Genomic DNA, 7,711 nt, shown 5'->3' on the forward strand with positions numbered 1-7,711 from the left:
TCACCGCTAGTGTCCGGCGCACTCACCATAAACACCGCTTAGCCCTAGTCGTTAATTCCCCTGAAGACGCGAAGGAGCGCCTGCAAGATTTACTCCAAGACGCCTCAGATCTTGACCTAGCTAGTGGTAGTAAACGGGGCAACCGCCGCCCGAAGGTAGTTTTTGTTTGCTCTGGTCAGGGGCCTCAGTGGTGGGGGATGGGACGGGAACTACTGCAATCAGAACCAGTATTCCGAGGGGCGATAGAGGAGTGTGATGCCCTAATTCGCTCCCAGGCTAACTGGTCATTGTTAGCGGAGTTAACAGCGGACGAGTCTCAATCCCGCCTTGGGGAAACGGAAATTGCTCAGCCTGCTATTTTTGCCCTACAAATTGCCCTGGCTCGGCTGTGGCGTTCTTGGGGCATAGAGCCAAAAGCAGTAGTGGGTCACAGTTTAGGTGAAGTGGCAGCAGCTCACATTGCTGGTACTCTCAGCTTAACGGATGCTGTGAGGTTAATTTGCGATCGCGGTCGCTTGATGCAGCAAGCCACAGGCAATGGCAAGATGGCAGCATTGGAACTCTCCGTAGCTGATACAGAACACCTGTTGTCTGAATGCGATCGCATTTTTGGATCGGAAAACCCTAACCTAGGCATCGCAGCAATTAACAGTCCCACCTCAACGGTGGTGTCTGGAGAGTCTAGAGCAATGGAATTATTCCTTGAATTCCTTGCCCAGCGGCAACCGGATGTGTTCTACAAATTGCTGCCAGTGAATTATGCCTTCCATAGTTCCCAAATGGCACCATTTCAGCAGGAGTTGGTGCAGAGACTGGAAGGGCTAGAACCTAAGCCAGAAACTATTCCGGTCTACTCCACAGTTACCGGTTGCGCTAGTCAAGGTTCAGCTTTCGATGCTACCTACTGGGGGCAAAATATCAGGCAAGCTGTCCGCTTTGCTCCAGCTATTGAAGCCTTAGTGGAAGCTGGTCATACCATCTTCTTAGAAATTAGTCCCCACCCAGTCCTTTCCGGATATATTGCTCAAATCCTCGACCATCTCAATCAAGCAGGAGTTGTTGTACCCTCCCTACGCCGTAGTCAGGAGGAACGAGCAACCATGCTCACCTCTCTAGGTAAACTCTACACCCAGGGCTTTAGAGTAGCGTGGCATAAACTATTCCGATCTTCCCATTGTCGGGTTGTGAGTTTACCCTCCTACCCTTGGCAGGAAGAACGGTATTGGGTCGAGCAGAAATCTCAAAGACCATCTCAAAGACCACAAGCATTCTTGTCTCAGGAAAACCCTGATGTTCACCCCTTATTAGGGCAACGGTTACGTTCACCCCTCACCGAAACCCTATTTGAATCCCAGTTAACACCTGAGGTGCAGCGTTTCCTAGTCGGTCATCAGGTCTACGGCATGGTAGTGTTGCCTGGGGCGGCTTACTTAGAAATGGCTCTAGCAGCAGGGGCTAAAGTCCTAGGGTCAAACCTAGGTTCAGCTTCCACCACCCTTAAGGACGTAGTCATTCAAGAAGCCCTAGTTATTCCAGAGGATACTAGCCGTACGGTACAGTTAATCTTAACCCCGGACGGAACAGGGGAAGCGCTGTGGCGGATTGTGAGCTTGGCCACTGAGGGAGAGGATGGCCCCAACGCCTGGACACAGCACGCTATAGGAAAAATCTGTGTTGGAAAGACACATGGACAAACATATGGACAGACAAATGGACAGACAAATGGAGAAACACAACTAGTCTCAATCTCTATAGAAGACCTCAAGGCCAAGTTTCCAGAAGAGTTGTCTGTTAAGGAATACTATCAACAACTCCGCCAACGGGGACTAGAGTATGGTTCCAGTTTCCAAGGTATTGAGCAACTTTGGCGGCAAGAAGGGGAAGCCCTAGGCCGGATTCAGCTGCCCGAGGAGTTAGTATCTCAAGCCCAAGCCTATCAACTGCACCCGGTCTTGATGGATTCTGGTCTCCAGCTGCTATTTGCCACCTTGTCTGGTGATGGGGATACGGATACCTATCTGCCAGTGGGTTTGGATAATTTGCGGGTATACCGTCGTCCTGAAAACCAGTTGTGGATTTATGGTCAGATGCGTCCCCAGGATGGCTTGAATCAGGAAAGCCGTACTGCTGACCTGAAGCTGTTGGATAATCATGGACAGGTAATCGCAGAACTAGAAGGATTGCATGTTAAGCGGGCAAAGCGTCAGGCTCTGCTCCATACACTCCAAGACGACTTCAAGAATTGGCTCTACGAAGTGGAGTGGCAACCCAAAACTCGTCTAGGTCAGACTCTACCAGCTGACTATTTTCCCAGCCCCTCCCAAATTAGCGATCGCATTCAGCCTCATGCCGATCAGTTGCAGAATCAGCATGGATTGGAAATTTATGAAGACATTTTAGTTCAACTAGAAGCTTTCAGTGGTGCTTACGTAGTAAGTGCTTTCCAAAAAATGGGTTGGCAGTTTCCGCTGAATGAGCCCATCACCGTAGTTTCTTTAGCACAACAGTTAGGTATAATCGAGCCTCACCATCGTCTGTTTGGTCGGATGCTGGATATCCTAGCCGAAGAAGGGATACTTACTAAGATTAATACCACCCAGTGGCAAGTTTCCCGAGTGCCTGATCTACAAGTCTTTGAGCAGAAGCCCACAGACCTATTGGCTCAATACCCTGCCTATGACGCTGAGTTTACCTTACTGGAGCGCTGTGGAGAGAAACTAGCAGAGGTTGTACAAGGAAAGTGTGACCCAATCCAACTGTTGTTTCCTGATGGATCCTTTACCTCTGCAGAGAAGTTGTATCAGGAATCCCCAGGTAATCGGGTGTTTAACCTACTGATCCAAAAAGCTGTATCAATGGCTGTGGAGAAGTTGCCAAAGGGACGAACCATTCGAGTTTTGGAAATTGGAGCCGGAACCGGAGGCACAACCTCCTATGTTGCTTCCCAACTTCCAGCCAATCGGACAGACTATGTATTTACCGATTTGTCCCATTTGTTCATGGCCAAGGCTGAGGAGAAGTTTCGTGATTACCCCTTTATTCGGTATCAGATTCTGGACATCGAACAAGACATCGAAGCCCAGGGATTTGCTTCCAATCAGTTCGACCTAATCTTAGCATCCAATGTCATCCACGCCACCAGTGACCTACGCCACACTATGACCCATGTTCAGCAACTGCTGGCACCAGAGGGAATGGTGATGTTGCTGGAAGGAACCGGACGTCAGCGTTGGTTAGATCTAATCTTTGGTTTAACAGAAGGCTGGTGGAAATTTACAGATACCGAGTTACGACCAGATTACCCCTTACTTACTCCCTACCAGTGGCAAGATTTGTTAGAGGATATCGGATTTGCCGAGACCGGAACAATTCCAGAAGCAGGGGCTAACAGTGGCAGCTTATCCCACCAATCCATTATCCTGGCTCAAACTGCTCGATTAGACTTGCAAACTGAGCAACAGGAACTTATATCTCCCATGCCAGGGCAGGGAAGTAGTTGGTTGATTTTTGCTGATAACAAAGGTATTGGTCAACAGTTAGCAGCACAGCTCAGTTCCCGTGGGGAAACCTGTACGATGGTCTTTCCCAGCACCTCTTATCAACAGCTCGGGGAAGGTCAATACCAGATTAACCCAGAGCAACCAGAGGATTTTCAGCAGTTGCTCAAAGCAGTAACTACCAGTGATACTCCCCCTTACCGTGGGGTAGTACACCTGTGGAGTTTGAATACGGTAGACCCAGCAAAAATGACAGTAGCAGACTTAGAGGCTGCCTCAGTCTTGGGATGCCGCAGTGTACTTCAGCTACTGCAGTCTATGGTTAAAGCCGAGTTCTCCAACTTACCTTCATTGTGGTTGGTTACTCAAGGGGCTAAGCAAGTGAGCGCCCAACCAACTCCTTTAGCAGTGGCTCAGTCTCCCTTGTGGGGTCTTGGTAAAGTGATTACCCTAGAACATCCAGAACTTGACTTTGTACAAGTGGATTTGGATCCCTTAGGTCAGGATGATCAGGCCAAAGCTTTATTTGAGGAACTGTGGTTAGACGATAACGAAGGAGAGAACAATCTAGTTTTACGTCAGGGACAACGGTATGTACCTCGCTTAGTGCGCCACCGTCAGCAGGAATCAACCCCAGTGGAATTGCACTCCGATGGCACCTATTGGATTACAGGTGGTCTGGGAGGTCTGGGTTTAGTCGTTGCCCAGTGGCTAGTGGCTCAGGGTGCAAGGCATCTGGTCTTGGTGGGACGCAGCGGTGCTTCCGAGCATGCCAAGGTCACCTTGAAAGAGCTTGAGGATATGGGGGCTAAGATCCTGGTAGCTCAAGCGGATGCCTCTCAAACTGAGCAAGTTAAGAAGGTGCTAGGTGAGATTGAAGTCTGTATGCCACCACTGAAAGGGGTGATTCATGCCGCAGGTGTTCTTGAGGTTGGCCGACTCGAACAACAAAATTGGCAGGACTTTGCTAAGGTATTAGCCCCTAAAGTCCAAGGAGCCTGGAATTTACACGTGCTGACCCAGCACATACCGTTGGACTTCTTCATTCTGTTCTCCTCAATCGCTTCCCTGATCGGCTCACCAGGTCAAGGAAACCATGCAGCAGCTAATACCTTTTTGGATACTCTAGCTAATTATCGCCAAACTCAGGGGCTGCCAGGGTTGAGCATTAACTGGGGGGCATGGTCTGATTTAGGGGCAGTAGCTAAGCGCAACTTGAGCAAGATGTCAAGTATGCGAGGTCTGGGTACTATTGCACCTAAGCAAGGGTTACAGGTATTGGAACAAATTTTCCACAATCCCTCTGCCCAAATTGGGGTGATGCCGATTGAGTGGTCTGAGTTCCTACAGCAATTTAGTGCTGATAACATCCCACCGCTACTAACTGAGTTAACCCTTGAAGCAACAACACAGGTTGTAGCAGAGGAAACATCAACCCAAGCCTTTGAGTTTATACAGGCATTACAACAAGTTCCACCCCATCAGCGCCACGAACGTTTACTTAGTCACATTCGAGACCAAGTTAGCAAAGTTTTAGGTTGGAGTTCTTCCCATACCCTAGATCCCCATCAAGGTTTCTTTGACATTGGCATGGACTCTCTTACCTCTGTGGAGTTGAGGAATCGTCTACAAACCTCTTTAGGGCGATCGCTATCTTCAACCTTGATCTTTGACTATCCTACTATCGACGCTCTTGCCGGGTATCTGGTCAGTCAAATGTTTACCGAACAGGAGCAGGAGGAGGAAACAGACTCTGCTGAGACTACACAGAAGGATGATCATCCTACACAAACCCTAACCTCAGTAGACGTAGAACAGCTTTCAGAAGAAGATGCTGAAGCCTTACTACTCATGAAACTAGAAAGTATTAGCGTCTAAGGAATCGGGAATCGGGAATCGGGAATCGGGAATCGGGAATAGATACCGAAACCCTAACCCCGAAACCCGAAACCCTAACCCTAAAAACTCAATTAGATCTACCAACATTAGTAGTAGTTTTTCGATACTGTTTTTGTCAATTATTATCTATTTTTACTATTGCCTATTGCCTTTTATATTTTGCCTATTCCCTTTTACTTTTTACCTATTACCTATTATTGCCTATTGCCTTTTGCCTATTGCCTTTTGCCTCACAACTGCAGCAAAGTCTATTGATTAATCAGACGTTATCTAACTAAGTCAGCACTATCAAAGGAATTTTATTAGACATGACTCAGAACTCAAAATCAACCAACTCTCTCTCTGCTACTAAGCGTGCTCTGTTGGCTCTACAAGAAATGCAAGCCAAGCTGGAAGCAACTGAAAGTGCTAAAACAGAACCCATTGCTATCGTTGGTCTAGGTTGTAGATTGCCTGGGGGGGCCAATGATCCTGAATCATTCTGGGAACTGTTAAGCAATGGTGTAGATGCAATTACAGATATACCTTCAGAGCGCTGGGATATTGATCAATTCTACGACTCTGAGCCAAATAGCTCAGGCAAAATGTATGTCCGCAAGGGTGGATTCATCGATCAGGTAGACCAGTTTGACCCCCAATTCTTTGGGATTTCCCCTCGGGAAGCCGTAAGTATGGACCCTCAGCAACGACTGCTCTTAGAAGTTAGTTGGGAAGCACTAGAGCATGCTGGGCAACCCCTGGATAAGCTGATGGGCAGTAAGACTGGGGTGTTTGTCGGAATTATGAACTTAGATTATTTCCAGCGAGCCACTGAACCTCAGGTGGTAGATGCCCATACTGCTACAGGTAATGCCTTTAGCGTTACATCTGGTCGATTGTCCTATATCCTAGGATTACAAGGCCCTAGTGTAGCCATAGACACCGCCTGCTCTTCATCCTTGGTAGCTGTCCATCTGGCCTGTCAGAGTTTGCGTTCAAAAGAATGTAACCTAGCCCTAGCTGCTGGGGTCAACCTGATCCTCTCCCCAGAAGTGATGATTAACGAATGTCGGGCGAAAATGCTTGCTCCCGATGGCCGTTGCAAAACCTTTGATGAGGCTGCTAATGGCTTTGCCCGGGGCGAAGGTTGCGGGGTCGTAGTTCTCAAACGCCTCAGTGATGCGATCGCTAACGGTGATAACATCTTAGCCTTAATTCGCGGTTCAGCAGTCAACCAGGATGGCCGTAGTAGTGGTCTAACCGTTCCCAATGGTCCCGCCCAGCAAGCCGTAATTCGCGCCGCCCTAGCCAATGGTAAAGTGGAGCCTGGGGAAGTCAGTTATATAGAAGCCCACGGTACAGGCACATCCCTAGGGGATCCAATCGAATTGCGAGCCTTAGGGGCAGTACTGGGTAAGGGACGCACCCCAGACCAGAAACTGATGGTTGGTTCAGTAAAAACCAATATGGGTCACCTGGAGTCAGCGGCTGGTATGGCAGGACTGATTAAGTTAGTGCTATCCCTACAACATCAACAGATACCACCCCATCTGCATCTGAACAACCCCAATCCTTACATCCCTTGGGCTGAACTTCCCATTGAGATCCCCACTGAACTTACCCCTTGGCACTGCGACCATGGCTCCCGCATTGCTGGACTAAGTTCCTTTGGTTTTAGTGGCACCAACGCTCATATCGTAGTGGAGGAAGCCCCAGTTGCTGAACCATTACAGCTTGAGGTGGAACGACCACAGCACTTGCTGACCCTTTCCGCTAAAAGTGAGGACGCTTTACTTGCCCTAGCCAGCCGCTTTGAAGATTACCTAAAAGTCCATTCTCAGGCAAATCTGGCGGACATCTGCTTCACGGCTAACACTGGTAGAAATACCTTTACCCAGCGCCTAGCTGTGGTGGCTCAGTCTGGGCAAGAACTGTCTGAACAATTAGCAGCCTTCCGGACGGGTGTTGAGACCGCTGGGGTATTTACTGGAGACCTCGAAGACAAGCAGCGCCCCAAAATAGCCTTTATGTTCACTGGTCAAGGCTCTCAGTCTGTGGGGATGGCACGGGAACTTTACGAAACTCAACCTACTTTCCGCCAAGCCCTTGACCGCTGCGATGCTATTCTGCGTCCCTATTTGGAGCAACCCCTGTTATCTGTACTGTATCCAGCAGAAGGTGAGACCTCTCCTTTAGACCAAACTGCTTACACCCAACCCGCACTGTTTGCTTTAGAATATGCCCTGTATGAGTTATGGCGTTCCTGGGGCATTCAGCCAGATGGTGTTATTGGTCACAGTGTTGGGGAATATGTAGCTGCTTGTGTAGCAGGGGTA

At 48.8% G+C, this 7,711-nt stretch carries 3 protein-coding genes; 2 read left to right on the forward strand and 1 reads right to left on the reverse strand.

Annotation, left to right across the window (positions count from 1 at the left end; all coding sequences use genetic code 11):
- On the forward strand, positions 1-5,375 hold a 5,375-nt coding region (locus F6K52_RS28360; RefSeq protein ID WP_293086487.1), incomplete at its 5' end, for an SDR family NAD(P)-dependent oxidoreductase.
- Here the strand turns inward: F6K52_RS28360 and F6K52_RS28365 are convergent.
- Positions 5,355-5,483, reverse strand: a complete 129-nt coding sequence (locus F6K52_RS28365) for a hypothetical protein (RefSeq protein ID WP_293086492.1) — start codon at positions 5,481-5,483, stop codon at positions 5,355-5,357. The two genes, F6K52_RS28360 and F6K52_RS28365, sit on opposite strands and share 21 nt — an antisense overlap.
- 221 nt (positions 5,484-5,704) lie before the next feature.
- Here F6K52_RS28365 and F6K52_RS28370 point away from each other — a divergent pair.
- Positions 5,705-7,711, forward strand: a 2,007-nt coding sequence (locus F6K52_RS28370; protein ID WP_293086496.1) for a type I polyketide synthase, incomplete at its 3' end; no start/stop codon positions are given.

It is taken from the genome of Moorena sp. SIO3H5, assembly GCF_010692395.1.
Taxonomy (GTDB): Bacteria; Cyanobacteriota; Cyanobacteriia; order Cyanobacteriales; family Coleofasciculaceae; genus Moorena.

Coding starts and splice junctions, on each gene's coding strand:
- F6K52_RS28365 (WP_293086492.1), bottom strand. CDS start 5,483: ATGTTGGTAGATCTAATTGAGTTTTTAGGGTTAGGGTTTCGGGTTTCG.